Raw genomic sequence first — 24,826 nt, forward strand, 5'->3', positions numbered from 1 at the left:
AATCTTTTCGAATTATAACACCTTAATTATTGTTCTAAAGTATCACAGTGATATTCTGTTTTTTCCTTTTTTGTAGGTTGTTGCGTGCTCATGCCTTTGTTTTTTTCTTGTAGCATTTGCCCAATGAGCAAGCTTCTTTCTTTGGTAATAGCCAATTGTTTTTGGGCATCTTTTTCAATATCAAAATAAACAACACCTTCAATAATTGTTTTTTCGGCTTTAGCATAAATAGATAAAGGATTCTCGCTCCATATTACAACATCAGCATCTTTACCTACTTTAAGGCTTCCTACTTTATCATCAATATGTAATAATTTGGCAGGATTCAGCGTTACAAATTTCCAGGCATCTTCCTCGGAAATATTTCCGTATTTTACTGCTTTTGCAGCTTCCTGATTCAATCTTCTGGACATTTCGGCATCATCAGAGTTATAGGCTACGACCAATCCTTGGTTGTGCATAATTGGCCCGTTGAACGGAATTGCATCATTTACTTCAAATTTATATGCCCACCAGTCAGAGAAAGTCGAAGCTCCAACTCCGTGTTCTTTCATTTTATCAGCTACTTTATAACCTTCAAGAATATGGGTAAAAGTGTTTACTTTAAAATTGAATTTCTCTGTAACATTCATAAGCATCAAAATCTCTGATTCTACATAAGAGTGACAGGTAATAAAACGTTCTTTATTGATGATTTCAGCAATAGTCTGTAGTTCTAAATCAACTCTTGGCGCTTTTCCTTTTTTCGATCCGGCGTTGAATTTTTTCCAGCTTTCGTCATATTCTTTTGCACGTTGAAAATAATCGGTAAAAACCTGTTCAACACCCATTCTGGTCTGAGGAAAACGAGTAGGATTATCAATTCCCCAATTGGCTTGTTTTACGTTTTCTCCCAAAGCAAATTTGATAAACTTGGGTTGGTTTTTGTATAACATTTCGTCTGGAGAAGCTCCCCATTTCCATTTTACAATTGCAGAACGTCCGCCAATAGGGTTTGCAGATCCGTGTAACAATTGAGAGATGGTGACCCCTCCGGCAAGATCCCTGTAAATATTAATATCTTCAGAATTCACAACATCCTGAATTGTAACTTCGGCAGTAGAGTTGTGCCCCATTTCGTTTACACCCTTAGATATAGCGATATGCGAGTGCTCATCGATAATTCCGCTGGTAATATGTTTGCCTTTGGCATCAATAACACTAGCAGATGCATCTGAAAGATTTTTACCAACAGCAGCAATTTTTCCGTTTTTAATTAAAACATCCGTTTGGGTTAAAACACCTTCTTTTTCATTTGTCCAAACTGTAGCATTTTTAAACAATAAGGTCTGAGCCGTTAGTTTTTTAGCATCACCAAAGGCCACGTTCGGGTAAGTTACAGGTAGAACAGGATTTGGTTTTTCTGGTTTTACAGTATCTTTTACAGCAACAAATGCACTTGTTTTTAAAGCTGTCCAAACTAGTTCATCTCCGTTTGCAAAAACCGCTTTTCCCGATAAACTTTCCGGTTTTTCTATAAATCCTGTCAAACGGGTAAAGTTAGCTTTGATAGTATCTGCAGGTTTAATTAAAAGGGAAATCCAATTTTTAGAAACCGCAAAAGTGCTGTTTACTTTTTTATCGTCAAGAGTAGTTATTTCAGATTTTGGAGCATTAGCAGTTCCTTCAATTTTCCATTTGTAGCTATCTTTTCCAACCGTTAAATTGTAGTTGCCGCGAATGTCTTTTGAATTAATATCATTTACAACATATTTAGTTCCCTGAACCCAGTTTTCGTATAAAACTGTTTTTTCGTCAAAGATTTCACCTGAGGTAATGACAAAATTGGCATAACTTCCAGTTTTTAAACTTCCAATTTCATTGCTTTTTCCAAGAATTGCAGCCGGAATTGTAGTGAGGGCTTCTAAAGCTTTTGTTTTATCAAAACCATATTTAATGGCTTTTAATAAATTAGGTTTAAAGTCTTCGGTCTTTTTTAGTTTGTCTGTCGTAAGGGCAAAAACAACACCATTATCAGATAATATTTTTAGGTTTGATGGCGCCTGATTCCAAAAACGCATATCGGTCAATTCGATTTGATTTGATAAATATGGATTTGAAACATCATAAGCTTCGGGAAAACTTACCGGGATGATAAATTTAGCATTCGTATTTTTGATTTCGTCGATTCTTTCAAACTCATTTCCACTGCCTTTTAGAATATAGTTTAAACCAAATTCCTTAGCAATTTTAGCCGCTCTCAAACTGTTTAATTTGTCTTCTGTTGTAAAGATTTGAACCAGCTTTTCGTTATTTGCCAAAGCTTCTAGTGATAAATCTTTAGTATCAGAATTTCCTTTTTTGTACCAATCCAGATCCAGATACATTTGACGCAGCAAAGCCATCATACCCATTAATGAACTCGGATAAGCCTGATTTGTTAGAACGCTTCTCGAAAAAGCAAGGTGATTGGTAATTTTACTGGCAATAATTTGTTTACTGTTTTCAGTATTATTCAGGGCAACCAAAATTCCGGTTCCCTGAGCAATTCCGTCAGCAATATGCGTTCCAACAACTCCAAAGCCAGCTTTTAGTAATTCTTCGGCTTTAGGCTGGTCGTACTTAAAAGTCTCATAAGTGTTTATTTCCGGTCTAACGCTTTCATTCCAATAATAACCCACTCTTTTTGTATCATACAAAGGATCGCGGAAACGGCCTAAATTGCTTTTTGGTTTTTCAATTCCAAAACTTGTGTAGATATCAATAAAGGAAGGATAAATTGTTTTTCCTTCAAGATCGATCGTAATACTGTTTTTAGGAATGGTGACAGTATTGCCAACTGCAACAACTTTACCATCCTGAACAAGTAAAGTTCCTTTTTCGATTTTTTGAGTTGGCGTAACATAAATGGTGGCATTTGTAAAAACAGTGTAATTTTTGTTTTTGTTTTGCACACTTTCATTAATAGGGAAATAATCCTGAGCATATGTTTTTGTTAAAAAAACGCTCAAAAAGAGTAAGAGTAGGGCTTTTTTCATAGTTAATTTGCAAATTTGTTGCTAAAATTATGAAATATATGTTGTCTATGATTTATTTTTATAAATGTTTTTTCTTTATTTACATTACATTTTAATTAAACCCTTGATAAGTAGCTCTTATAGAATAATATGAAAGACGATAATAAAATAAAATGGGGTATTATTGGCCTGGGAAACATTGCAAATCAATTTGCCACCGATTTATTGTTATTGCAAGATGCAGCATTATTTGCAGTAGCTTCCAGAGACCATAATAAAGCAATTGAGTTTGCCAAAAAGTACAATTGCGCAAAATCCTACGATTCTTATCAGGCGCTTTTTCTGGACGATCAGATCGATATCATCTACATTGCAACTCCACATGATTCCCATGCCGAATTATCTATAAAAGCACTAGAAAACGGAAAACATGTTTTATGCGAAAAGCCACTGTCGCTTTCTACTAAAGATGCAATGCGAATGATTGAAGCTTCAAGAAAACACAATAAGTTTTTTATGGAGGCATTCTGGACACGATTTATTCCGTCAGTTAAAGAGGTTTTAGAAAAAGTAAACCAGGGAGTAATTGGTGATATCAAATCCATTAAAGCCGATTTTGCTTTTTATGCAGATGAAAAACAGGGAGGCAGACTTTTTGATAAAAATCTTGGCGGAGGAGCTTTATTTGATATTGGCGTATATCCGTTATTCCTGTCTTATTTATTATTAGGTATGCCAAAAGAAATTATGGCAAAATCTATTTGTAATAAAAACGGAATCGATTTGCAAACTTCCATGATATTGCACTATGAAAATGCACAATCGATTTTGCATGCTTCGATAGTTTCTGAATCTGATATGAAAGCAACTATAAGCGGGACAAAAGGTCATATTCAGCTCAATTCTCCATGGTATATTGCTGATGGCTATTCTGTTTCTAAAAATAATAAAGAAGAAACTTTTAGTTTACCAAACTCAGGCATAGGATATACGCATGAAGCAATTGAATGCCATAATTGCATTAGAAACAACCAAATCGAAAGTAAGCTTTGGTCACATCAGAATAGTCTGGATTTGAGTAAGATTGTCCAGGATATTAAAAATCAGATTGGGGTGAATTTTTCTTAATACGATTCTATTCAAAAAAGAATAAATTTCTTCAGAATAATAAATAATACATTTACAAGTAAACTTTAAATAAATAAAATGAGTTTCAAAATTACAAAAATGCAAGATTTAAGTATTGCCGATTTAAAAGCTGCTTATGACTTTAATGAGATGAAAATAAAAAGTTTAAAGAAGTCATCTAAAAAAAGTGGTGCTGTTGATTTTAAGAAAAGTGAAGGTTATCAAGACTTATTAGTATATAAAGCAAATCTTTATAAAGAATTAGAAAAAAGAGTTAATTCTATTGAAGTAATATGGTAGCATTAAAAACAGCTTGAAATTGGATTGAATTTTTCTTAATCGAACACTTTATTTATTTTAATAAAAATCACAATAAAACACCCATTGTTGGGTCTTTCTATTTTTGGCTAAATAAATATTTCCGCTGTCTACAATATTTAAATTCGCTTTTTGATCGGAAGCAATTTGGAAAACAAATTCAAAATCTTCTCCAAAATCAATTCCGGATTGACAATATGTTGGATAACCGCCAATTTTGTGGCTATAATTGTTTTGGATAATATCGTAATAAGAATCAATAATTCCTGAGTCTTCAAGTTCATTGATTTTATCTGATATGTCATCTGGTATTTCAGGGTCTTCCCAAACCGGATAATCTTCTTCAATAAGTCTATTTGATAAAGGAAAAGGTTTTATAAATGAAGTATCATTTTTTAAATCCTTAACTACAACATTATCTACGCTTTTATATTCACGTAAAACCCAATTATTTCCATTAGGAGTTAAGTCCATTGGGAATTTTTTAGAAATGAAAACGGTAATGATTTTAGTTTCTTCTAAAATTTTAGGGACAAAAGGCAATTGATTTAAGCATAATTGAAAAAGGGGAAGCATCAATTCACTATCATTATCTAAAGGGATCTCTTCATTTTCGTGATATAGATAGACTCTTCCAATCCAGCTTTCTGAAATTGAGTTTGTTGGTTTAAATCCACCAGATACAAATTCGGTTGCTTTTTTTGCAAGGGTTAATTTTATTTGAGTTTCATCCATCATCTTCGTTTTATAAAAGAGAAATTAATAATTATTTAAATAACAGTTTTAAATGTAATAAAAAACCGCAAACCCGCTCTTTTCTCGATTATAAATCTATGATTTGCAATGAAGATAATTTGCAATTAAAATGTTGATCTTCTTTTACTCGATATTTTTATCAATATAATTTGAATTCAGCAAGTACAAAGCGCCCATGTATTTAATATTAAAAGAGATTAAATCACCCACTTTATATTTTTGTGTTGAAGATGAAATGTCAATTACCAGCATATCAGAACTGGCATCTACGATTGTGATGTTCTCATCGACAGCTTCCAGATACTGCGGTTGCATGTCCAGTAATCCAACATCTAGAATAGCGCGTAATGAGGTTCCTCCAAAGTTCTCGATTTCTTGCATAGAAAAACTATTTCCAGCCACATTTTCACCTAGCTCTCCAGTTGGTACGTCCGGTTTTTCGGTTATCTCGATAATTTCAGCAAAAAGTTTAAAGACGTCATTATGCATACCTTTGATAGTTTCTCCGGTAAATAAATCCTTTCCAAAAAACAATGCTTCACCAATTCGAAAATGATTTACAGCCATTGGTCGGGCATTCTTTAAAAGTAAAGGTATAGCAACAGATGTCCCGCCAGAAACCCACGGAATTGTAATATTAAATTTAGCCTCAATAAGTTGTTTGTACAAACTCAATTGTATTAGCTTATCCTGGGTTGGCATCACGCCGCTAAGGCAATTTAAATTCGTGCCAATTCCCCGAATTTCGATGTTGGGCATACTAATAATTTTACCGTAAAATTCGATTAAATCTTCGCCCATAACGCCTTCTCGCAAATCTCCCATTTCGATCATAATAATGATTTTATGCACTTTGTTTTGCTTTTGGGCTTCTTCTGAAAGGAGTTGAATCGTATAGAATTCAGTATTAAAACTTACATCGGCATATCTTACAATATTAGCGATACTTCGTTTAGCAGGCGGTTTTATATATACAGTCTGAATACTAGGATCGAGAGCTTTAATTTTCTTTAGATTACTAACTCTTGAATCATGTATTTCTTTAACTCCCAATGAGATAATCTCTTTTAAGTACAATTTGTTTCCACATAAAAGTTTGGAGACAACTCCCCATTGAATATTTTTAGATTCAAAAATTGAATCCAGGAAGTTGTAGTTTTCTTTTAATTTCTTTCTATATAATTTTATGAATGCCATTAGGCTTTATTTTTTATTGAATTAGTGAATTTGCGATTATCTTACTAAACGCATTTCGAGATATTTATTTGTAAAGCCCAGTTTTTCATATAATCCTTTCGCAGGATTGTCCGGTTCTACATGTAGCGCAATATTTCCTTCGACTACAGAAATTGCTTTTTCCATTAGTTTTTTCCCATAACCTTTTCCCCTTTCAGAATTGTCAACAGCAATATAAACCAGAATGTTTTCAGGAATATAATCCTTCATTCCGGTATTGTTTAAAACTACAGCTCCAACAATTTTATCGTCCTCCAAACCAATAACGATATTACCGCCCTTATCAGGATTCATGGCATAAGCAATAGCTTTTAGAATATCTTCTATTTCGTCTCCATATTGTTCTAAATGGGTATGTAAAAAAGTGGCAATTATTTTTGATGTATAGGTTGTGTCGTCTCCAGAAATTGGATTAATTAATTTAAATTCCATTTTTTAAATTTTAGATTATTTACGCTGATAGTAAATTTCAGCTATTAAAAAGATGCAAAATCAATTGCAGAAGATTTCCAGGATTAGAAATCGAAATTATCAACAGAAATCGATGATATTTTCGCAAGATAGGCATAAATACTGGTTTTATTGCAATGTTAGGCTACCTTTTAGCCTTTATGCTACCAAAAATTTCATCATTTCTAGTTTGTAAAAATATCGAACAGTACGGTTTTGAGTTTTTTTTTCAATTAAAAGCATTAAAGAAACTGCTAATATTGAAGTGTGTAGCTACTTTAGATTTAAAGAGAGCCATTTTTTTCGCAATCGCATCACACTCTTTAAATTTTTCAGTTCTGAATGCAGGAAGTAGCCTTGAGCCTAGCAAAAAAAACAGGTGGGCTATAATGGCGTTTTCTTGCTGGAAGAATTGCAAGGGTTTAAGGGTAAGGTTTCAGAGTCAGTGCATCAGCAGCCTTAAGAGGGTGGGTAAGTATTTCGCATGTTAAATTCTGTGAGAATCTCAGGGTCATAATCCATTGCTTTTAGTGGAAAACTTGATGAATCTTTTCAGTTATTAAGATTAATTTTATTCAAATTTTAAACTGGCATTTCTGGACATTAAATACGAAGTTAACTTCTTTATTTTTCCTGTTTCCATTTCAAAAACATCACAAAAAACGGCATCCAGTATATTTCCGTTTTTCATATTACCTTGCACGGCACCTTCTGCAATGACAATATTATTTTGCTCTATCAATTTTATAATCTGAATGGTAGGACTTCCAACAAAATTATCATTCTCAATTTCTTTATCAAAAGCTTCTTTACCAATATGTTGGTAAATACCCGGCATTTCCCAAATGACATCCTCGGTGAGACAGGCAAGTATTCTTTGATGATCGCTTACTCTAAAAGCGTCCATGTATTCATTTACAGTTTGTTTGTTTAATGTCATGTCTAAAACTAATAAGAGTTAATAATTTATTCACTGACTTTTTTATACTCAAAAGTTCCTATCTCTGGGGTTGTAATGCGTATGTTTATTAGAATCAAAATAATCAACAGAAAATTTTACAGGCATTAAAATGGCCATAATGGTAAGTTCAGAATTGTCCTTAGATAGTTTTCATTTTGCTTTGTGAGATTCATCTTTGACCAAACTTTCAAAATCCCCATTTTCCCTGAAAACCTGGTAAAGCTGATCTGTTTTATAATATTGCTGAATATTTTTTTCTTTTCCTTTTTTAGTCCATTTTACCAATTGCCATTTCTATAAGTTGATTAGCGGTTTGAGCACTTACCGAGATTCCTAATTATACAGATAATGATATTTTTTTTTATCATTTTAAGTATTAAGATTGAGATATAAAATTACTAATTAATCTGTTTTGCGCCTATTGATTCAGCGATTTTTCTATCTTAAATTACGGGATTATAAAGCGCTTTACCAACACAAAAACTCTAATATTATTTATAGACCAGGATATTTAATTGATGTTGCTTGAAATAAAGTATAGGCCATGGTTTGAGATCCATACCTAATACCAGTAGATAAAAAAAGGAGCAGAAATCTACAACAAATTTCTGCTCCTTTTTTATTGAATCTATAACTCTACTGATTCTTAGAAATATTCCAAAAACTCATTTTTCTTCTCGTTACAAAACCCAGTTTTTCATATAGGGCAATTGCTCCTATATTACTTTCCACTACATGTAAATACGGAGTTTTATTTTCGCTAAAAATGTTATTGACACAATGAGCAATTAATTGTTTTGCATAGCCTTTTCCCGTATGATCGGGATGGGTAATAATAGCACTGACTTCTGTAAAATCATTCATCCTCATGCGCTCGCCTGTTATGGCAACCAATTGATTTTCTTTGAAAATCCCGTGATAATTGCCTAATGAAGCAGTTTTGTTTTTAAAATATCCCGGTTGCACTAAGTTGACCAAATGCACCAATTGATCATTATGTTCTTGGGTAAGTTCTACAATATCTTCATTTATTGATAGTTCTATTTTATTGTAAATAATCATTTGCAGGCAAACTAATTCTTTTACAATTTTTAGTGAATTAGCTATTTGAGGTTTTTCTCCAACAATAAAGAAATTTTCTGCTGATACTGCATATTGATCTGATGCATCTAAAGTGCTTTGGGAATTTATAAAACCTCCAAAAGGGCAATAATCGGGATTGTAAAATTTGGTTCCCTTATAATCGATGACAAATCCTTTATGAATTTCTGAAAGTGAATTCCAAACCGGATTGTCTAATTTATTTTCCTGTATACTTTTCATTGTTGTAAATTTTGTCTTTCGATAAATCTTAAAATACTTTTTATTCTTTTTCTTTTATTGGATAAAAGAATTTGAAAGAATTTGAAACTGCCGGATGCAAAATAGTGCCATGATTTTCGAGAGGGAAATAATCAAAATAAACTTTTATGTTTTTGCTTTTTGATGCCTTAATTTTTTCGGCTAGTAAATTAGCATCTACTTCCATCACTCTCGGGATTTCGGTAGGAGTAAGGCCTTCTTTACCAACAGCGATATAAATCTCAGTTTTTGGATTAAAACTCTCCTGAAAAATTGTACTATCTAAATTTAAAATAGAACCGTTATTCCACCAAATGCTTGGGCTCACAATAACGTATTTATTAAAGAGCGTTGGTTTGTTTAATAATATTTCAGTTTCTAATAATCCGCCTAACGATTGCCCTATAATGGTTTTAGATTCATTTGTTTTGTATTTTTTATCGATAAAAGGCTGTAATTCTTTTTCGATAAAAGCAATAAATTTATCTGAATGTCCAGAAGTGGCAAAACGTTTTTGATCTTTTTCGATCGTTGTGGGGAAAGTGAAATCTCTTCTTCTGTCTAAGTTGCAATTCCCACTACAATTGATTTTGGAACCTGATTCACCCATTCAAAACTATTGAATTGTACCAAACCAGCAATGTGAATAAAATCTTCATCGGCTGAGCCATCAAGTAAATAAATTACAGGATATTTTGTTGCATCTTCCGGTTTATAACCATCAGGCAGATAAATGTTCAGGATTCTTTTCTCGCCCAGTTCTTTCGATTGTATTTCGTCTATAACACCTAATATAAAAGGTTTGCTGGTAGCTGTTGATTTAGATGTATTGGTTTGACTAAAGGAAATTGTTGAGGTGAAAAATAATAATATAAAGGCAATGATCTTATTCATTTTGAGGTATTTATGTCCAGTATGATTTCTCAAAGCAGGTTTAAAAATTAAATTTTATTTTTTTTGTCTAGTTTTGGTTATGAGATGTAATGCAATACTCTAAATAATCGACAATTTTTTGCTGAAGTCTTTTTTCTAAAAAAGCGTTACTGCCTTTTAAGGCATCAGCTATCTGAATTGCTTCTTTTTGATATGCACTAATTTTTTCTATTCCCCAAAGTTGTGGCGGCGTTTGTAGATTTGTTATTCGATCGGCCAGTTTTACAGCCCAAACTTCTTTGGAGAGTTGTTTGATACGATTTAAGCTGTCGGTCATTCTGTTTTCTTTTAGAATTTCTGCATTCTTTGTCAAGGCTAAAACAGCCTGAGCAATTTCGATACTAAATTCCTGAGAAAGTTCCTCAAATGTGGTAGTTGTATCTTCTAAAATATCGTGAAGTAATGCCACCTGAACCGCAAATTCAGCATTAAATTCTTTTGTGTTTTGTGAAGCAATCAAAATTTCCATGGCTACATTGCTTAAATGCACAACATAGGGTAAGTTCGTTCCCGGAATTAATTGATTGATATCGGCGTGTCTTTTTGCAGCGAATTTTATTGCTTTTTGATAAAGCGTCTGTATGTTGGTCATATTATTTTTTCAAAAGATAAATACTTTGCAGTTTGCGAGACTCGCACTTGGATAAAATATTTTTGCTACACGAAAATACAAATTAATATTTAATTTAATTTTAGGGCTCTATTTTGAAATGATTGTGATTTAAAAAAAAATCCCATTCTTTAAAGAATGGGACCATATAAAACATTTCTAAAAAAAGGAATATCCTAGTATCAGTGATGCTGTTGAAAATGAAGAATTGACAAAGATGTAATCTTTTACAATACTTCGGTCAATTATATATCTGAGTTCTATGCTGTACTTATCGTGAAGCTTTCCGCCAACTCCTAAAGCTAGAGTACTACGGGATTTAATATCAAGAGTATTTATTGATGAGCCATCTTTTCGAAACAATTCAATTTTTGAATTTAAAGCAAAATCAGCTAGGTAAGATGCATTTATAAATATCTTAGAATCATTTTTAAGGAAAAAGTAATGTCTCAAGCCTATTGGTAATTCAATTGACTTGTAGTCAACTTTTGCTGTTACTTGTCCTCCTAATAACGAAGTTGTTTCTTTTGTTTTTTCGTTTTTATAATACTGATAAGTTGGTTCTACGATTAATGCCCATTTATTTCTGTTAAATGGAAAAATAAACTCTGCTTCAAGTCCAACACCTATATTTGATTTAGAATCAAATTTCACGTTATAAAAATCTACATTAGAGCTACTCATTGATAATAAACTGCTATTTAATCGGGGTCTCACAGTTAAGTTGAATAAATCTTTTTTTTCTTTTTTTTCAAATTCGGTAAAATTCGTATCACTGCATTTATTGTATTTTACAAATAATTTTAAAAGACTTCGGCGATCGTAGTTCAAATTTTCATATTCTCTTTGAAGTATATTGTCACATTTCAGGTCGATAAAAAGTTGTTCTCTGAAATAATTATTTTTGGCAACAGAAGAATTTTCATTTACCAAGTAAGATTTGTACACCAATTGTTTTATTTCGCCATCATTAATTTTATAAAAAAAACGAGTTAAGCTTCCTTCGTCATATATATAAAGAGATGCTTTCCCTTCAATAAGTACTTTTAGCAATAGGGTTTCTTCCTTGAAAATCGGATTTTTTTCTGTACTCATTTCTTCTATGAATTTTGAAGATCGGTCGACTTTTACGGGAACTCTGATATATTTGCTTTCTCCTGTAATGGCAAACTCTTTTATGGCTTTGAGGTCCGCTGTAATGATATCTTCACTTCCTGAAAGTTTATATCTGAAATTAAGAGGTGTGTTTTTCCAGTCTAAATTTTCAATAAGACAATCAGTTTTTTTATTTGTGGGATCTATAAAGTATCCGTTTTCGAAAACTACTTGCGAATAACAATTAATACTAAGAAAAAGGGTAAGAACAAGGAGTAAAATTGGTTTTTTCATTAAAAATTTGGGTTTGTTTTTATATTTTAAAGCCCAAATATAATGGGTAAAAATTGGTTTTCATTACGGGAAACCGTAAAAGTTTCTTTTTAGTTTTATTCCAAAAAAAAGATGCGAAAATTATAGAATTTTACGCATCTTTTTGAGCTTGGTTAAGGGATGAAATATATTATGATTTCGAAGCAAAAATTTTGTCCAGACCTTCCAGAGCAATAGTGAAGCCTTCTTTGAATCCCATTTCGATCATCTTCTCTAAATCCGATAGGTTTTCATGTTTAATGGCGATGTCTACAAAAGTAGTAGCGCCTTGTTCTGAGAAACTTACATCCCAGTCAGAACGCGGAAAATCCTTGTTTAAATTCCCTTCGCTATCGCAAAAAGCATCCAGATATTTAAAATTAGTCTTTGGAGTTATAGAAGTAAAATCAGCCAAAGCCCAATGTTCTTCGCCCTGGGGGCCAACCATGGCGTAGAGTCTTTGACCTCCTGTTTTAAATTCCATGCGTTTTGTTTTAGATTTCCATGGGGCAGGAGCCCACCATTGATCTAAAACTTCAGGTTCTGTCCAGGCCGACCAAACATTGGCAAGTGATGCATTAAACTCGCGTCTTACATTTACTGTACTGGTTTCTTTGTCTACAGTAAAATTCATTAATAAGTTTGATTTCATTTTCTTAAAATTTTAAATTCATTACTATTTTACTTGTCTTATTGTGCTGTTTATTTTTTTGCTTCAAGGATTTTATCCAAACTTTCCATAGTGCTTGTAAATCCTTCTTTAAAGCCCATTTCGATTATTTTTTCTAAATCAGATAAGCTATCGCGTTTAATTTCGATATCAACAATTACTGAATCTCCTTGTTCAGAGAAATTGACACTCCAGTAAGAACTTCCAAAAACTGAATCCGGATTACCCTCAGAATCACAAAAAGTAGCAGAATATTTAAAATTGGTTTTGGGAGAAATCGAAGTATAATCAAGAATTCCCCATCGTTCCTGATCTTCAGGGCCAACCATAGCGTACAATCTATGTCCACCTTCTGAAAAATCCATACGTTTTGTTTTAGATTTAAATGGGGCAGGAGCCCACCATTGATCTAAAATTTCAGCCTCTGTCCATGCCGACCAAACATGTGAAAGCGATGCATTGAATTCACGTTTTATATTTACCGTGATGGTTTCTTTGTTCACGGAAAAATTCATTAAAAGATTAGATTTCATTTTCTTTAGATTTTAGATTCATTAATACCTGATCAAGTTGACTGAAACGGTTTTCCCAAATTGCTTTAAACTGTTCCATCCATTTGTCAACTTCTTTCATTTTGTCTATTTTGAGTTGATAATAGATCTCACGGCCTATTTTTTTTTCGGCTAATAAGTCGCATTCATTAAGGATTTTAATGTGTTTAGAAACGGCCTGTCTTGTTGTATTAAATTGCTCTGCAATAGCATTGGGAGTTAATGCATTGGTAGCAACCAATACTAAAATTGCCCTGCGGGTTGGGTCAGCAATAGCCTGAAAAATATCTCGTTTCATTTTTAACGTATTTTTAATTAGCAACCAATCAGTTGCAAATGTACATAATGTATTGGTTTTGAGTAATGTTTTTTTGTTATTTTTTTGAAATAGATTTATTTAAACAAAAAAAAGACGCACTGTAGTACGTCTTTAATGGTATTGAAATGTAGAATAATGGAATGAAAAAGTGAATAACGATGCAGAATTTTGCGTGCCAGAATTGACTCGATATATTTTAGTTATCCCATTTTTCCATGAGATTTTCTTTCCACAAATTTTGAGCATATTCTTTGAATACTTTCGGGCCATTTTTAAAGTTGGCGTCCAATTTAAATTCACCGCCAATAAAAGATGCTTTATCGTTTACATCACTTCCTACTTGAACCTTATTTTCTCCGCGCATGGCATATTTACTATTTCCTTCGTACATGATTATTTTCATATTAGAAGGACTCACATCCCCATGGCAAACAGTTTTATACATAAGCCATACTTCGGCAATTCCGTTTTTATTTAAGTCGGTGATTTTAAAAGTATTTTTGACAAAAGAAGCAGTAATATCAACAGGACAATCGGCAATAAAATCCTTCACTCTCCAGGTTTGGGTGGCTTCATTATTTGATAGTATAAAATGATAAGCATATAATTCAGCATCAATACTATCTTCAAATTCATGTTTCAGTTTTTCATTTCTGTAGATTCCGGTTTCACTTGTAATGACAATATTTTCTCCGGATTTATCTTTCCAGCGAACAGCATTTTTTATAAAACCTTCGTATTTTATAGAAGCTGGAAACTGAGTCGAGTCAATTTTATTTACGACCAAAGGATATTCTTTAGATTCTGTTAATGCTGAGGTTTCAGATTCTTTTACGGAATCTTTTTTATCTGATTTACAGCTCGAAAAAATAATAATTAGCAGGCATAAAATGGTAATATTCTTCATAGAAAAGTTTTTAAAAAGTTGATTTATTCCTGCTGAATCCATTCGTATTTTCCATCTTTCAGATAAATTACTCCGCCGCCACAGCTTTCTTCTGCATGAATGTATATTCCGTCATTGAGGAGTTTTATTTTGTCTTCTTCCTTGATTTCTTCGTCGGCCATTATTTCGCCATCATCATTTACATTGTTCCAGTAAAGTTCATTTTTAGGTGCTTTTTCGAATATTCCTACCCAGTCAATTTCATCAAAACCCTGGTGCAAAATGTTATTTCCTAAGCCTAAATAATCTGTTTTATTTCCGTTGCCAAATGTTATTCTCAAACCGCTTTTTCCGCTTTTGGTACTTCGTACAATTTCGACAGTTTCATTGAAATTATCTCCGTCAAGATCACAGACAATTTTATTTACCTTATGTTTTGTCGAGATCACAATTGTGTCAGCATTATTTTTATTCTCGATTGTTTTTTTTATGCTGTCGGTTTTTACAGCTTGTAGTTCAGGTTTTGTTTTTTCTTCTTTTTTGCAGCAAACCAATAGTATTGCCGTAAGTATGAGAATTCTAAATTTCATAATTATTTCTTGAATGAATTAGGCTTTGTTTTTTTAAGATCAGCAATAAATTGAAAGAAGGTATTGATTATCCCCTAAATTTATTGCTGATAATAATATTTTTAACCCTCGCTTTTAAATCCTCTCCAGTATCAAAAACCATTTGCTCATTATTTGGGAAAGGCACAGCGCGCTTATTAAAATACGACATATAATTGTCCTCACAAGCACTCCTGTCGCCTTTGTAGGTAGAATAAATATTCTCAAAAATAAATTCGCTCGCTACTGGAAAAGATTGCAGTAACTGATTTGTTTTTACATCAATATAATCGATTTGCGCCGTAACCTGACAAGATTTAAATTGCCTGAACTCGTAAACATTCGCGCGAAGCATTCTGTAGTTATCCACTTTTATTTCCTTGCCCAAACTATCTCTTACAGGTCTTCCACGACTGTCTAAAAGAGTTTTTACACCATCTTTAACCTGTCTTTCTTTAATGAATTCTTTCTCCTTAATTTGTTCCGGCGAAATATTAATTTGTCTAAAATTGATTACAAGACTGTAATCGTAGGTAACATTTTTTTGTCTCAGGTTATGGTAAACCGTCCATTTGTCATTTAATCCGTAGGTTTTAAAATCCAATAAATCATCCTGAAGCTGTTTCGGGATCACCATATTGGTTTCGTTTTTGGCATATACATCCACAAAATCAGTTCCTTTAAACTGTGCATCTTCCATCAGTTTTTTGGTATTCTTATAATTCGGACTAAGACTTTCTAAATAGGCAAAATCATCGTAAGCCTTTCTAAAATCCAATTTATTTTTTGATTTCAACAGCCCCGAAGCATTCTCGTATAAATATTTTGTAAGTGCAATTTTACTGCTCACAATCTGGTTGGAGTAATTATCAAAAGCAAACGAAGCATTTTTTCCCTGCTTTAACAACGGCAACGGCAATAAAGGCCTGATTTTTTCCTGACGGTTATTCAATTGCAAATACGTATTGTAAACGCGCTCTGCATTTGTTGGCGTAGCTTCTTTAATCATCAAATCAAGATCGCGCAGGTCCCTGTCCTTTGCTTTTGCAAAAGCCTCTTCGAGCAAAAACACATAATCTTGTTTTCCTTTCGAATCTTTTTTGGTTCGCAATGCCTCTACGGCGCGGTCTATTGCAGCATCATAATTTCCGTCGCTTAGCAAGGATTGAGTGGTTTTTACACCGCATGAGAAAAGTGCTAAAAATAATATAGAAAGCAGTAAAGTAATTTTTTTCATCCTAAAAGACCAATTGATTTTAAAGGTGTAAATATATCAGTTTTTAGATGAATTCAGATAATGTAAATTTTAAATTTCAGGAGCAGAAATTTCAGTTTCCATAAGACCATTCGTCCCGCTTTCGCCTTTATCTCTTCTCCCTATAGTCATCGGGATACTAGGATACCGGCTCAAATGAAGTTCACTGAACACAAGTTTAAAAATATAGTTTAGTGAAGTAATCGGGGCTAGGTTAGAAATTTAGTATTTTATAAGAAGTTGGATAGTGGAGACGCACAGCAGTGGGTCTAACGTTAAGCAATATAATATTTTATTCAGGCCAATACAAAACATTGAATTTGTGACCATCAGGATCAGCAAATCCAAAGAAATAACCTTTTTCAAAGCTTTGCGGTTCTGCAAAAATTCTTCCTCCTGCATTTTTAACGGCAAGTAACCATTGATGTACTTCATCTACACTTTCAGCCGAGAGAGAAAATATGATTTCATTTCCCAGTTTTAAATCAGATGCTTCATCGCCAAGGGCCCACTTAAATCTTTCTTTTGTAAAAAAATGAATGATAAAATCGTCTTGTCCAAACGTAAAACTTGTCAGTACTTCATTGGTACCATTGGGTTTAAAACCTAATTCGCTATAAAATTTGGTAGTTCTTGCCAAATCTTCTACGCCCAAATTGGCCCATATTTTTTTAGTTCTCATACTATTTACTTTAAAAAATTAATATAACCATTAAAATAATCTAATAGTAAATTTATGATTTTAAAAAGCATCTATCGTAAAATGGAGTCCTTATTTTAAAAGGGATTAAATTCCATATTATGTTTACGTAAATAATAGATACCCAGACTTAGGAAAAACAAACCAACAAAAAACAATAAATGTTTTACCATAAAATCTTTATTAGGCAAATAATACTCCGTTTCAGGTTTCGCAGGATTGTAGCACACAGGAGTGGTTTGGTACATAGTGCAGATCGAATTACTTTTCCCTTTTATACTGATCTGATTGTTTGAGCTGTCGTAAAATATAAACAACGGTATTTTAAGAGGTGCTTGATCTTCTGCCAAAGACTTTTCATCGCTAAAACCTATAACCGTTGCGATTGTTTTTATTCCGATTTTTTGAATTCTTCGTTGTTTGATAAATACCCGAATCCCCATCACCATTAGACTCAAGCCAATACCAACCAGTAAAAGATCCCACAATGAATCCCAGATCAACGATATAGTTTCCAAATTAATTATTGTTTATTTCGTTTGCAATCTCATTAACTCCATCATCTATTTCATCCTGCGTTGGATTTTCGGCAATTCTATTAATTTCCTTGAGAACCAATATGTTTTTGATATTTTTTCCAAAAGCCATAAGAATACAATACTTCCACATTTCATCTTTGCTTTTCAATATTTTGACTATTTCCGGAGCAATTTTTTCAGAAAACGGAAGTAAAAATTCGGCAATGGGCTGACTAATTGGCCAGTTTATATCCTGCAGCCATTCTAATAAATCCGGAACTATGGGTTGGATATCATCAAAAGAATGTTGTTTTAGTTTTTCGACAGTTTCAAGATCAAATTTGTCTTTTGGTATCAAGTTTTTAATATCCATATAAGGTTCATTTATAAACGATCAGCAATAGATAAGTTTCCGTTTGTACTTAAAATAATGGCTTTTCTGCTTTTAGGATTGATAATAATATTGGCTTCATCTTCATATAAAAACGAAATCCAGTATTTGCAAATCAAAGCCCATTTAGATTCTATTCCCGAAGTTTTGTTCCAAAAAAATATAACCGAATCATCATCTTTCCAGTCCAAAAGATTTTTTACATTTTCATTGAATGCTTCAGGACTAGAGTCGTTCCAGTCTTTTAGCCAGTTGTATTCTTTCTTGATTTCATTTTTTACTTTCGATTCTTCAGGATTATTTACAAGCATCAAATGTTTTTTATTTTCTGACACATATTCATGCCAAAGCACAGCGCAATAATCATCTGTTAGAGCCTTTATTTCAGGTTTATCAATATTGGTTAATTTAGGATCACAATAGTCATTTTCAAAATAGTAGAATTTTTCCAGAGCTTCATATTTATTTATATTCTTTTCCATTAAAAATTAATTTTGATGTCGCTTTTTTAGTGGTTTGCTTAGAGACACAATCATCAATTGTAGGAGTGCTTATGCTTTTTACAATTGTGGTCTTCACTATGATGTTGTTGTAATTGTTGGTTTGTACTTTGTCTATATCAAAAGTCGAATTACGATCTTCAAATTCTCCTGCGCAATTGGTATCCCATTCTCCTGCGGATTGAGAAATAGAATAATTGTTAAGCACCGGCTTCAAAGAATTTTTATTTATAATGTATAATGATAATTTGGTTTCACCAAAAGGATTCGGCCTGCTGCTGCCGTTATAAGATACCCTGACTCCAAAGGCTCTCGTAGTGGTGTTAAGATGATACAATCCGGTATCAATCCAAATGCTGCTTAGCATTAATGCATCAGATGTCCATGCATTGGGTTCAATAAATTTGCAGATTATTTTTCCTGTCGTATTATCGATGACCACTATATAAGCGTCTAAAACAAAGTAATCATGACCTTCATTATCTTGCTCGTTAATATCATATTTGGGAATAACCATAACACTTTTACTCTTATCATAGGGTAAGACTTTTTGAGTAAAAAGTTCCTGATGTACTTCGCTTTTTTTGATCTTAAGCTGTTTTAAAACAGTATTTAAATGATCTGTATTTTGAGAAAATGAAAATTGAAAGCAAAGGATTAAGGCCAATAGATATTTTTTCATTAGAATTTCCTTTAAAACTTGTTAAGGATAAAATTTATATTGTCTGTCAATTCTATTCTCGGGTTTTCAAAAAATAAGTAGAGACAAGTAAAAATACCCATTTTTAGCATTTAGTGTATTCGGTTATCATTTTTTTAATCAGGACAATTTGACCTAAATGGTAGTAACTATGTTCGATCATAGCTTCGATATTTCTTTTGTACGTTCCGTACTTTTCATCAACAAAAACCTGATTTAGTTTTTCATCCGGCATTTGTTCTACGAAAGAGGCAAATTCTTCGGCTGCAGTCCAGAATTTAGATAAAAAAGTCTGCCATTCTTCCTGCGAATTAACAGAAGGAAAGTCGAAGCTGAATTTGTCTTTTATATCTAATGATCCGCCTTTGAAAACATTATTTATTCCGTCGATGTAATAATGGATATGCTGCGCCAAAAGCAAAATGGAATTCAGGTTTTTTATTGGAGTAATCGCAATTTTCCAGTCTAAATTTTCAAGCTGATCTTTATAATTAGTATTAGCAATCCAGGTTCCGTTTATAATAGTTTCTCTAAAACGATTGGCAATTTCTGAAGTGTTTTTCATCTTTAAAATTTTTAGAAATTAAATTTAATGAAAATTATACTTACTAATTCATCTCTTTTTTTGATGCTTATGAAGTCTCCACGTTTATAGATGCTCGAAAATATGGGAATCATTTTTTCAAATAAATACAAATTCCAGCAATGGTTAGCGCTAGTCCAAAAATCCCAAAAAATCCAATTCCCCAATAATCATTTTGTCGATTTGTCTTATTATAGTCAGACAAGGATAAATATTTAAAAGTCTTATTTTCAACTTCGACTACATCAATTTTTTCATAATAAAAGTATTCGTCTAAAACTGACATTGGAATCTTTTTACTTATTTTCTTTTCATATTGCTCTTTTTCGATCGTAAGATAAATGAGATCGCCTTTTTTAAAATCGCTTATTAAATCTTCATAATATGTTTCTTTTAATGCCAGGCTTCCAATTTTGAATTTGAAATCACTAAGGTTTTCAAGTCTAAAAACCAGAGAGGTAGATTTCTTACTGCGTTCTAGTTTTATATCGTCTGCTAATTTTTCTTTTATTACATATATATCGTTTGTAGTAAGACTAGTGTCTTTGTAAAATTGGTAAGCAATATAAATAAAGAGACAGCCTATGAGGAAAAAAACAACAGCGTATTTTAGATTTTCTTTTTTGTTTAATTGCTCTTTTAATACGTTGTTTTTAGGTTTGTTTCTAATTATTTCTGCTTGTACTTCATAGAAATTAGCATAATCATAACTGCTTAATTTTACTATTTCTTTATTGTTCAAAGTGAGATACAATTCTTCATAATTACCATATTTACTTTCTTTTTCTAAGGTAATCCAGCTTTCTATTTCGCTCAAAAACAAAGTTCGTTTTGATAAACCAAAATAACGATGCAATTCTATTTTGTCAGCATAGACGTAAATTCCGGGTAAAGAAATGATATAGTAAAAAACGAATAATGCAAAAAGGATAAAGCAAATTCCGGGAATTAAATTCGCAAATGTATTAGCATATTTGGCATTGTATTTAGAAAATGAAAGAAGACTTAAATAGCAAAAAAAAACAATTCCAAAAACGTAAAGAATTCTATTGGAAGTTTTAAATTTTGAAGCCGCTTTTAGTCTTGACATACAGGTTAGTTCTTGCCGTTTTTTACAGCAATTAAAAAAGTAAAAGGATAACATTTCATTAAAGAGAATGTATTTTATGATTTTCTACTTTTTACCTGATAAACAATTTCCCAAAGTAATATAGATAAAATAGCATTTGTAAATATTGCTGTTTTAACCAGGTAAGGATCGTATTTGGCTAACAAATGCAAATTGGCAAATTGCACAGCTAAAAACAACGATGCCGCTGCAATTACGATAGAACAAATTATATTTAGTAAAGGTGCCCACTTCAGAGCGAAGAAAGTGTAAATGATATTTAAAACAGCAAAACCACAGCCTAAAGTGATGTAGGGATCTGTTTTTAATAATTCTCCCAAAGACAACAATGATGAAGTTGTAGAAAGATATAGAAAAAATAGGATAGAATAAATTAGGATTCGGATTTGTGCTTTCATTTGAAATTTATTTTGCTTTGGCCAAATTACGAATTAAAAATGAAGCTGTAATTAGGATAGATTTAAAAAACGGTTTTTGTTTATCGTGTGCTGCGAAGTTTAAATAAATCGTTTATAAAATTGCTGATCATCTGTTGAATCTATCACAATTGTTTTTGCCCATAAATCTCCAAGTCTTTGATTGTATTTTGTGTTTTTTATCAATAATATTCCCAGTAGTCCAAAAAACCAGATGTCTAATAAATCTACCACATGTCTTTTAAAGGATTGTCCAAAAGTTAAACTTGAAGTACTGTTATCTCGTATAGAAACGACTTGTAAATCAAACAAAAGATTACCAAGAGTACCTCCAAATTTTAATTCAAATCCAATCATATAAAAACACCAAATTAGTGAGGTTGTTAATGCCGGAAATCCCTCTAGTTTGTATCCTGTTGAAGTTTCTTTTCCAAAATAAATAAACATAACCAAAGACATTCCAAACATTAAAGAATAATCAATTAATCCTGCAAATATTCTTTTTCTAAGATTTGGTTTTGTAGCAATTTTTTCTTGTTTCATTTGCTGTGTGATATTTACTTACTTTAAAAGTGCCTCTATTTTAGCTTCCGATTTTTCTTTTATGGCGCTGTCGGGACGAAAACTCCAAATGATCAGGAATTTTCCTTTTGCAAGATACTCTTCCGGGCGTTCATCAGTTGGCTGACCTTCTTTTCCCCAAAGTAATCCTTGTAGAAATCGATCGCCTTTAAAGGTGTGTTCAAATTCAAAGTACATGATAGATCCACGATCTGTTTTATTTTTAAAACTTTGAATCGATTTACTCTTTAAGGTTCCAACAAGGTTGCTGTAGGTTTCGATATCATTATAAAAAGTGCAGGCCTGAGGTGTAATGCAAATATTACCATCATTTAAGGTATAACCTTTTGGAATTTCTTTTGGTTTTAGTTTTAAATCAGCAAGCGTCTGGCTGAATGTAGTAGTAGTGAATAAGAGGAATAATATCGATAGGGGAATCGTAATTTTCATTGGTTTTTTGGGGTTTGGTTTGTTAATCGAAAATAGTTTTTTATTTTTATTTTGTTTAGGTTCATTTTAGAGGAAAAGCAAAAAAATCCCATTTGCTTTTGGAAATGGGATAATTCAAAATTGATTTACTTTGTGGACGCGAATTGTAAATCCGCGCTATAAGGAGAATTATTTGTCTTTTAGTATTTTTTTAAAATATTTTTCTTTTTTATACCTAAACCAAACGTTCGTAAAGTTCAACAACTTTGTAAATTTGTAGATTTAGATAGCTTGGCGTTCAAGAAGTGAATACGTACTAGCAAGGATTTACTCATCAATTTCACTATCTTCTATCTCTGTTTCCAGTATTTTAGGTATTTTACCTGTAGTCATTAATTCTCTATTGATGTCTTTTCTTCTTTCTTCTATAAAACCAAAGTAATTGTCCTCAATAAGATAATTAAAGCAGGATTCACCTACACAGTGATCATTGAAAAGATCCTTCACTTTTTTTAATCCATTTTCACCACCACCATTTTGCTCAATTAAATCAGCAATATAATGCGAAGGCATTCGATCACAAACAATATCCCTGTTAGTTGTAGATAATAACCAAGTTTGATTTAATATAGAGTCGATATTATATTCATTTTTTAATATTTTGTCCGCTACAGATTTATCTTTAATGCCTCTTTCGGCCATTAATTTATTTCTCATAGCTGCTTTAGGAAAAATATGATGTAGATCACAGTCAGTTCTATGAGCTCCAACTTCTTGACTATCCGAGTAAATATCTTTTGCTTTTTTTAGATTAAATAATGATACTACAGTTTTGCCAATTGCATTTGACTTGCCTGTATTAATATCACTATAAATAGCATCTAACCATTTAGGACGATCTTCATCAAAACTACCGCTTGCAAACCATTTTAACATTTCTGGTAAATCTTTCACTTGTTTGTTGTCAGATCCTTCACTATACCTAGATGAAAGACCCGCGCCATAATACCATGCCCTTAATTTATTTTTTCTCAATACAGTAAGAATTGCATTTTTAGAAACTTCGACAGGGTATTTATCTATTACATTAGCAATAACTGGTAAAAGAGGTGAATAAGTTAAAAATTGGTCTGTACCTTTTGATAGAGAGCTTCCACAATTTTCATCTATCAATTCACATGCATTATTTAGATTATCTACGCATTTATCCCAGTCAATTGAAAACCATTCTGGTAATAATGTTACAGGAAGCTGAGAAGTTTTAGGTGAAACTTTTTTATAAAGTGCTAGAGTTTGCAATAAATATCTTTTTGCAGTACCATCTAAAGCGTTAATCAATGGATATGTTTCAATTACATCATCAAACTTTTGTTTAAGCGATATTTTTTTAGGATACAAAACTGCAACTATTAAATCAAAAGCACCTAGCTGAATTCCAGTCGTATTTATTTTTGTAAATACTTTGCAAACGCCGGTAATTCCCATTTTTTTAGAAACAACAACTGTTGGGATTTTATAATCAAAATAATTATCTAGTATAAAAGGAAGCAAATCACCAAGGAACTCTTTCCATCCCTCATCTTCTGTTATGATTGCTTCAAGTTCTTCCTTAGTCTCTTTAGGAGTTAACTTTTTATAATTTTTTAGCTCATATTGTTTTTCAGTAATTTTAGAACTTATAGCATCACGAACGTCAGTTATTGCCTTATTGAGAGTGTTTTTGTCTTTTAATAGTTGAAGAGGTAGTCTTTTGGCAGCACCTCTAAAATATTTGACAGGATCATCAGTTTTTTTTCCTTTTTTAATATATTCTGCAATATCAATGCTTTGCTCAACAAAATTTTTTATTTCATCTTTTTCAGAAGGTTTTCCACTATCCTCCCATGCAATTTTAATTGGATTTAAGTCTAAATACCATATACTTGTGGCTGTGCCATGTGTTAAGTGACAAAGAGATGTTAAACGTTGTTGGCCATCCAAAACTAAATAAGAGGGAGGTTCTCTATCAACTTCTTTGTAATCAAATCGTTTTTTTTCATCTGGAATAATTTCTGCAAAGTTTATCCAAGCAATTAAGGGGTCATCTTTTTCTATTTCCAAAACTAAAATAGTCCCAATTGGATGGGATGACAAAACAGATTCAAATAATGATTTAATGTTAGAATCTTTCCAAACATAATCTCTCTGGAATTCTGGTAGTTGATATTCTCCTTCGTATATACTGTCAATTACATCTGATAGATTTAAGTCTTTTGATTCAGTAGTGTATGCCATGTTTGTTATATTATTATTTATGAATTCCAGGTTTCAAATATTTACAGTACGAATTGAGTGTTTCTGTAAAAACGAAATTATGATAAAAAAAGCTAAATCCAACAACCAATGCTTTGAAATTAATATTTATTGGAAATGAAACTCGTTAAACAAGTTTAATTTTAGAATATCCATTTTTTTAATTAAATCTTGCATTAGTA

General features: G+C 32.1%; 29 protein-coding genes. 2 read left to right on the plus strand and 27 right to left on the minus strand.

Translation table 11 applies throughout. The features are described from left to right. Positions 1–26 precede the first annotated feature (26 nt). Positions 27–3,017: an amidohydrolase family protein gene (locus tag IRZ78_RS09855; RefSeq protein WP_194616369.1), complete on the minus strand. Its 2,991-nt coding sequence runs from the start codon at positions 3,015–3,017 to the stop codon at positions 27–29. A 129-nt stretch (positions 3,018–3,146) separates the two neighbouring features. Between IRZ78_RS09855 and IRZ78_RS09860 the strand changes: the two genes are divergently transcribed. Further along, complete coding sequence (locus tag IRZ78_RS09860; RefSeq protein ID WP_194616370.1) at positions 3,147–4,124, plus strand: Gfo/Idh/MocA family oxidoreductase; 978 nt, start codon at positions 3,147–3,149, stop codon at positions 4,122–4,124. A gap of 78 nt (positions 4,125–4,202) precedes the next feature. Further along, positions 4,203–4,424, plus strand: coding sequence for a hypothetical protein (locus IRZ78_RS09865; RefSeq protein ID WP_194616371.1), 222 nt, complete (start codon positions 4,203–4,205; stop codon positions 4,422–4,424). Positions 4,425–4,481: 57 nt separating this feature from the next. On the opposite strand, the gene IRZ78_RS09870 is transcribed toward IRZ78_RS09865, so the two are convergent. The 26 genes from IRZ78_RS09870 to IRZ78_RS09990 all read right to left on the minus strand — a co-directional run bounded on the left by IRZ78_RS09870 (position 4,482) and on the right by IRZ78_RS09990 (position 24,626). Further along, positions 4,482–5,177 carry a DUF1963 domain-containing protein gene (locus IRZ78_RS09870; protein WP_194616372.1) on the minus strand — a complete coding sequence of 232 codons (696 nt, stop codon included), beginning with the start codon at positions 5,175–5,177 and terminating at the stop codon, positions 4,482–4,484. 144 nt (positions 5,178–5,321) lie between these two features. After that, entirely contained in the window at positions 5,322–6,395 is a 1,074-nt protein-coding gene (locus IRZ78_RS09875; protein WP_194616373.1) for an alanine/ornithine racemase family PLP-dependent enzyme, read from the minus strand. Between the two features lie 36 nt (positions 6,396–6,431). Next, on the minus strand, positions 6,432–6,866 hold the full coding sequence (locus tag IRZ78_RS09880) for a GNAT family N-acetyltransferase (RefSeq protein WP_194616374.1): 435 nt from the start codon (positions 6,864–6,866) through the stop codon (positions 6,432–6,434). A gap of 589 nt (positions 6,867–7,455) precedes the next feature. Further along, positions 7,456–7,824: a nuclear transport factor 2 family protein gene (locus IRZ78_RS09885; protein ID WP_194616375.1), complete on the minus strand. Its 369-nt coding sequence runs from the start codon at positions 7,822–7,824 to the stop codon at positions 7,456–7,458. A 657-nt stretch (positions 7,825–8,481) separates the two neighbouring features. Next, positions 8,482–9,168 carry a GNAT family N-acetyltransferase gene (locus tag IRZ78_RS09890; RefSeq protein WP_194616376.1) on the minus strand — a complete coding sequence of 229 codons (687 nt, stop codon included), beginning with the start codon at positions 9,166–9,168 and terminating at the stop codon, positions 8,482–8,484. A gap of 40 nt (positions 9,169–9,208) precedes the next feature. Next, on the minus strand, positions 9,209–9,796 hold the full coding sequence (locus IRZ78_RS09895; protein WP_347349822.1) for an alpha/beta hydrolase-fold protein: 588 nt from the start codon (positions 9,794–9,796) through the stop codon (positions 9,209–9,211). Continuing rightward, positions 9,748–10,080 (minus strand): alpha/beta hydrolase-fold protein, encoded by a 333-nt coding sequence (locus tag IRZ78_RS26415; RefSeq protein ID WP_347349823.1) that lies wholly within the window; start codon positions 10,078–10,080, stop codon positions 9,748–9,750. Before IRZ78_RS26415 ends, IRZ78_RS09895 begins: the two co-directional genes overlap by 49 nt. Positions 10,081–10,147: 67 nt before the next feature. Continuing rightward, positions 10,148–10,711 (minus strand): HD domain-containing protein, encoded by a 564-nt coding sequence (locus IRZ78_RS09900; RefSeq protein ID WP_194616377.1) that lies wholly within the window; start codon positions 10,709–10,711, stop codon positions 10,148–10,150. Positions 10,712–10,888: 177 nt separating this feature from the next. After that, a complete protein-coding gene (locus tag IRZ78_RS09905) occupies positions 10,889–12,118 on the minus strand; it encodes an autotransporter outer membrane beta-barrel domain-containing protein (RefSeq protein WP_194616378.1) in 1,230 nt (409 codons plus the stop codon). A gap of 169 nt (positions 12,119–12,287) precedes the next feature. Continuing rightward, positions 12,288–12,788 (minus strand): SRPBCC domain-containing protein, encoded by a 501-nt coding sequence (locus IRZ78_RS09910; protein ID WP_194616379.1) that lies wholly within the window; start codon positions 12,786–12,788, stop codon positions 12,288–12,290. A 50-nt stretch (positions 12,789–12,838) separates the two neighbouring features. After that, a complete protein-coding gene (locus IRZ78_RS09915) occupies positions 12,839–13,339 on the minus strand; it encodes an SRPBCC domain-containing protein (RefSeq protein ID WP_194616380.1) in 501 nt (166 codons plus the stop codon). After that, positions 13,329–13,655, minus strand: coding sequence for a metalloregulator ArsR/SmtB family transcription factor (locus tag IRZ78_RS09920; protein ID WP_194616381.1), 327 nt, complete (start codon positions 13,653–13,655; stop codon positions 13,329–13,331). Before IRZ78_RS09920 ends, IRZ78_RS09915 begins: the two co-directional genes overlap by 11 nt. A 217-nt stretch (positions 13,656–13,872) precedes the next feature. Beyond that, positions 13,873–14,583, minus strand: coding sequence for a hypothetical protein (locus IRZ78_RS09925; RefSeq protein ID WP_194616382.1), 711 nt, complete (start codon positions 14,581–14,583; stop codon positions 13,873–13,875). A gap of 23 nt (positions 14,584–14,606) precedes the next feature. Next, complete coding sequence (locus IRZ78_RS09930) at positions 14,607–15,152, minus strand: hypothetical protein (protein ID WP_194616383.1); 546 nt, start codon at positions 15,150–15,152, stop codon at positions 14,607–14,609. A 67-nt stretch (positions 15,153–15,219) separates the two neighbouring features. Beyond that, positions 15,220–16,407, minus strand: coding sequence for a hypothetical protein (locus IRZ78_RS09935; protein ID WP_194616384.1), 1,188 nt, complete (start codon positions 16,405–16,407; stop codon positions 15,220–15,222). A 310-nt stretch (positions 16,408–16,717) separates the two neighbouring features. Next, the gene (locus IRZ78_RS09940; RefSeq protein WP_194616385.1) at positions 16,718–17,107 is read right to left on the minus strand and encodes a VOC family protein; all 390 of its coding nucleotides are present in this window, start codon (positions 17,105–17,107) and stop codon (positions 16,718–16,720) included. A gap of 95 nt (positions 17,108–17,202) precedes the next feature. Beyond that, positions 17,203–17,643 carry a hypothetical protein gene (locus IRZ78_RS09945; RefSeq protein ID WP_194616386.1) on the minus strand — a complete coding sequence of 147 codons (441 nt, stop codon included), beginning with the start codon at positions 17,641–17,643 and terminating at the stop codon, positions 17,203–17,205. 1 nt (position 17,644) lies between these two features. Continuing rightward, positions 17,645–18,016, minus strand: coding sequence for a DUF5071 domain-containing protein (locus tag IRZ78_RS09950; protein WP_194616387.1), 372 nt, complete (start codon positions 18,014–18,016; stop codon positions 17,645–17,647). 11 nt (positions 18,017–18,027) lie between these two features. Beyond that, positions 18,028–18,516 (minus strand): DUF2947 family protein, encoded by a 489-nt coding sequence (locus IRZ78_RS09955; RefSeq protein WP_194616388.1) that lies wholly within the window; start codon positions 18,514–18,516, stop codon positions 18,028–18,030. Further along, positions 18,497–19,216, minus strand: coding sequence for a hypothetical protein (locus IRZ78_RS09960; protein WP_194616389.1), 720 nt, complete (start codon positions 19,214–19,216; stop codon positions 18,497–18,499). The genes IRZ78_RS09955 and IRZ78_RS09960 overlap by 20 nt, the downstream gene beginning before the upstream one ends. Before the next feature lie 103 nt (positions 19,217–19,319). After that, entirely contained in the window at positions 19,320–19,799 is a 480-nt protein-coding gene (locus tag IRZ78_RS09965) for a DUF1572 family protein (protein ID WP_194616390.1), read from the minus strand. A 109-nt stretch (positions 19,800–19,908) separates the two neighbouring features. Beyond that, on the minus strand, positions 19,909–20,907 hold the full coding sequence (locus tag IRZ78_RS09970) for a hypothetical protein (RefSeq protein ID WP_194616391.1): 999 nt from the start codon (positions 20,905–20,907) through the stop codon (positions 19,909–19,911). 74 nt (positions 20,908–20,981) lie between these two features. Further along, complete coding sequence (locus tag IRZ78_RS09975; protein WP_194616392.1) at positions 20,982–21,344, minus strand: hypothetical protein; 363 nt, start codon at positions 21,342–21,344, stop codon at positions 20,982–20,984. A gap of 99 nt (positions 21,345–21,443) precedes the next feature. After that, positions 21,444–21,905, minus strand: a complete 462-nt coding sequence (locus IRZ78_RS09980; protein WP_194616393.1) for an RDD family protein — start codon at positions 21,903–21,905, stop codon at positions 21,444–21,446. A gap of 18 nt (positions 21,906–21,923) precedes the next feature. After that, positions 21,924–22,373 (minus strand): hypothetical protein, encoded by a 450-nt coding sequence (locus IRZ78_RS09985; protein WP_194616394.1) that lies wholly within the window; start codon positions 22,371–22,373, stop codon positions 21,924–21,926. A gap of 306 nt (positions 22,374–22,679) precedes the next feature. Beyond that, entirely contained in the window at positions 22,680–24,626 is a 1,947-nt protein-coding gene (locus IRZ78_RS09990) for a DUF262 domain-containing protein (RefSeq protein ID WP_194616395.1), read from the minus strand. Positions 24,627–24,826 lie beyond the last annotated feature (200 nt).

It is taken from the genome of Flavobacterium sp. CSZ (assembly GCF_015350725.1).
Lineage (GTDB): Bacteria > Bacteroidota > Bacteroidia > Flavobacteriales > Flavobacteriaceae > Flavobacterium.

What these genes read in the sequence shown, in the direction of transcription:
- IRZ78_RS09895 (WP_347349822.1), bottom strand. Translation starts at nt 9,796, where the DNA reads ATGGGTGAATCAGGTTCCAAAATCAATTGTAGTGGGAATTGCAACTTA.
- IRZ78_RS26415 (WP_347349823.1), bottom strand. Translation starts at nt 10,080, where the DNA reads ATGAATAAGATCATTGCCTTTATATTATTATTTTTCACCTCAACAATT.
- IRZ78_RS09960 (WP_194616389.1), bottom strand. Translation starts at nt 19,216, where the DNA reads ATGAAAAAATATCTATTGGCCTTAATCCTTTGCTTTCAATTTTCATTT.
- IRZ78_RS09965 (WP_194616390.1), bottom strand. Translation starts at nt 19,799, where the DNA reads ATGAAAAACACTTCAGAAATTGCCAATCGTTTTAGAGAAACTATTATA.
- IRZ78_RS09870 (WP_194616372.1), bottom strand. Translation starts at nt 5,177, where the DNA reads ATGGATGAAACTCAAATAAAATTAACCCTTGCAAAAAAAGCAACCGAA.
- IRZ78_RS09970 (WP_194616391.1), bottom strand. Translation starts at nt 20,907, where the DNA reads ATGTCAAGACTAAAAGCGGCTTCAAAATTTAAAACTTCCAATAGAATT.
- IRZ78_RS09950 (WP_194616387.1), bottom strand. Translation starts at nt 18,016, where the DNA reads ATGGATATTAAAAACTTGATACCAAAAGACAAATTTGATCTTGAAACT.
- IRZ78_RS09980 (WP_194616393.1), bottom strand. Translation starts at nt 21,905, where the DNA reads ATGAAACAAGAAAAAATTGCTACAAAACCAAATCTTAGAAAAAGAATA.
- IRZ78_RS09915 (WP_194616380.1), bottom strand. Translation starts at nt 13,339, where the DNA reads ATGAAATCTAATCTTTTAATGAATTTTTCCGTGAACAAAGAAACCATC.
- IRZ78_RS09975 (WP_194616392.1), bottom strand. Translation starts at nt 21,344, where the DNA reads ATGAAAGCACAAATCCGAATCCTAATTTATTCTATCCTATTTTTTCTA.
- IRZ78_RS09940 (WP_194616385.1), bottom strand. Translation starts at nt 17,107, where the DNA reads ATGAGAACTAAAAAAATATGGGCCAATTTGGGCGTAGAAGATTTGGCA.
- IRZ78_RS09855 (WP_194616369.1), bottom strand. Translation starts at nt 3,017, where the DNA reads ATGAAAAAAGCCCTACTCTTACTCTTTTTGAGCGTTTTTTTAACAAAA.
- IRZ78_RS09890 (WP_194616376.1), bottom strand. Translation starts at nt 9,168, where the DNA reads ATGAAAAGTATACAGGAAAATAAATTAGACAATCCGGTTTGGAATTCA.
- IRZ78_RS09920 (WP_194616381.1), bottom strand. Translation starts at nt 13,655, where the DNA reads ATGAAACGAGATATTTTTCAGGCTATTGCTGACCCAACCCGCAGGGCA.
- IRZ78_RS09935 (WP_194616384.1), bottom strand. Translation starts at nt 16,407, where the DNA reads ATGAAAAAAATTACTTTACTGCTTTCTATATTATTTTTAGCACTTTTC.
- IRZ78_RS09955 (WP_194616388.1), bottom strand. Translation starts at nt 18,516, where the DNA reads ATGGAAAAGAATATAAATAAATATGAAGCTCTGGAAAAATTCTACTAT.
- IRZ78_RS09930 (WP_194616383.1), bottom strand. Translation starts at nt 15,152, where the DNA reads ATGAAATTTAGAATTCTCATACTTACGGCAATACTATTGGTTTGCTGC.
- IRZ78_RS09880 (WP_194616374.1), bottom strand. Translation starts at nt 6,866, where the DNA reads ATGGAATTTAAATTAATTAATCCAATTTCTGGAGACGACACAACCTAT.
- IRZ78_RS09885 (WP_194616375.1), bottom strand. Translation starts at nt 7,824, where the DNA reads ATGACATTAAACAAACAAACTGTAAATGAATACATGGACGCTTTTAGA.
- IRZ78_RS09860 (WP_194616370.1), top strand. Translation starts at nt 3,147, where the DNA reads ATGAAAGACGATAATAAAATAAAATGGGGTATTATTGGCCTGGGAAAC.
- IRZ78_RS09990 (WP_194616395.1), bottom strand. Translation starts at nt 24,626, where the DNA reads ATGGCATACACTACTGAATCAAAAGACTTAAATCTATCAGATGTAATT.
- IRZ78_RS09985 (WP_194616394.1), bottom strand. Translation starts at nt 22,373, where the DNA reads ATGAAAATTACGATTCCCCTATCGATATTATTCCTCTTATTCACTACT.
- IRZ78_RS09865 (WP_194616371.1), top strand. Translation starts at nt 4,203, where the DNA reads ATGAGTTTCAAAATTACAAAAATGCAAGATTTAAGTATTGCCGATTTA.
- IRZ78_RS09900 (WP_194616377.1), bottom strand. Translation starts at nt 10,711, where the DNA reads ATGACCAACATACAGACGCTTTATCAAAAAGCAATAAAATTCGCTGCA.
- IRZ78_RS09875 (WP_194616373.1), bottom strand. Translation starts at nt 6,395, where the DNA reads ATGGCATTCATAAAATTATATAGAAAGAAATTAAAAGAAAACTACAAC.
- IRZ78_RS09910 (WP_194616379.1), bottom strand. Translation starts at nt 12,788, where the DNA reads ATGAAATCAAACTTATTAATGAATTTTACTGTAGACAAAGAAACCAGT.
- IRZ78_RS09925 (WP_194616382.1), bottom strand. Translation starts at nt 14,583, where the DNA reads ATGAAGAATATTACCATTTTATGCCTGCTAATTATTATTTTTTCGAGC.
- IRZ78_RS09905 (WP_194616378.1), bottom strand. Translation starts at nt 12,118, where the DNA reads ATGAAAAAACCAATTTTACTCCTTGTTCTTACCCTTTTTCTTAGTATT.